Origin of the sequence: Suttonella ornithocola, from assembly GCF_001889065.1 — a bacterium.
In the GTDB taxonomy this organism is placed as follows: Bacteria; Pseudomonadota; Gammaproteobacteria; order Cardiobacteriales; family Cardiobacteriaceae; genus Suttonella_A; species Suttonella_A ornithocola.
Window position 1 is genome coordinate 1 of record NZ_LWHB01000302.1, and the last position, 1,108, is coordinate 1,108.

Genomic DNA, 1,108 nt, shown 5'->3' on the forward strand with positions numbered 1-1,108 from the left:
CAATCTTTGAGGGCTTACGCTCAGTAAAGCTTTTAGGATGGGGATTTTTAATCCAGCTATAGACGGTGAATTTGCTGATCTTGTAGCGCTTTGCAACAGCGCGCCAAGTTTCTCCATTAGCAATATCGTTAAGAATTTTCTGTCGGAATTGGCGACAGTAGGTCATAGGATATGCTCAGTTTGTTTTTGATAATTCTACTACAAGTTGTTCTTTAATATCTGCTTTGGATAGATTGGATTATAAGTGATTTGACTATATACAAAGCGGAGGTCATTAAATATGACAAACCACAATGGCAAGGTTTAAGAGATGTTGAGCCGGCTACTTTGGAATCGGTAGACTGGTACAACAAAGAGCGACTTCACAGTACAATGGGTTATCTATCACCTTTTGAGTTTGAAAAAATGAATCATCAACTCCTAACTGCGTCAGGCATAGCAGCCTGACTCAAGTAATCGGGTCTCCAATAAAGTTGGGGCGATTTACTTTGATGGAAATGTGGCATGATAAACATGGATTTTGAGATTCAGCACATAGAGAGCAGAAACTAAAAGGGTTTGTGAATTTTTACAATACCGTAAAACCAACCTCATGCAGGGCTTAAAGGGCTAACACTTTTTGAAGCACTTCAAGCTTATTTTTACCCAACCAATGGGTAAACAACTCAACGATTTCTAATACCTTAGATATTAAGTTAACGTTGTATGTATTTTTGGGGAAGTTAGCTATATACCTTTCAAATTACTATCAAAAATCAAAAATTAAACATACACGTAATATAGCTAATTTCTTTAACTCGCATACAGCGCTAGCTCGTTTTGCCGTACTGAGGTTAGCTATCTGTGATTTGTCAGTTTGTATCAAGCTAAACCCATTCAGCTATAACATAACTGGTAGTGGTTTGAAAAGTATGCTGATTAAACCCAACCATAATTAATATAATGGAAGAGTAAGTCAAACGCCTTAAAGTGATTCACCAACTTTTTAGAAAAACAGCAAGTCTTTCGAAAGACTCGCCTCAGCCTTTGCCTAAAGCGATTATTATTACCCTCAATATCCGTAGTATATCGCTTACCTATCTTTTTAACGTTACCATCAAAAGCCGTT

The 1,108-nt window shown here is 37.1% G+C and carries 3 protein-coding genes; 1 reads left to right on the plus strand and 2 read right to left on the minus strand.

Features of this window, described 5'->3' with window-relative positions; genetic code table 11:
• Positions 1-166, minus strand: a 166-nt coding sequence (locus A5N85_RS18030) for a helix-turn-helix domain-containing protein (RefSeq protein WP_143143341.1), incomplete at its 3' end; no start/stop codon positions are given.
• A gap of 83 nt (positions 167-249) precedes the next feature.
• Between A5N85_RS18030 and A5N85_RS13920 the strand changes: the two genes are divergently transcribed.
• The gene (locus A5N85_RS13920; protein ID WP_072577655.1) at positions 250-447 is read left to right on the plus strand and encodes an IS3 family transposase; all 198 of its coding nucleotides are present in this window, start codon (positions 250-252) and stop codon (positions 445-447) included.
• A 471-nt stretch (positions 448-918) separates the two neighbouring features.
• Here A5N85_RS13920 and A5N85_RS13925 read toward each other — a convergent pair.
• Positions 919-1,108, minus strand: a 190-nt coding sequence (locus tag A5N85_RS13925) for an IS1 family transposase (protein ID WP_249024000.1), incomplete at its 5' end; no start/stop codon positions are given.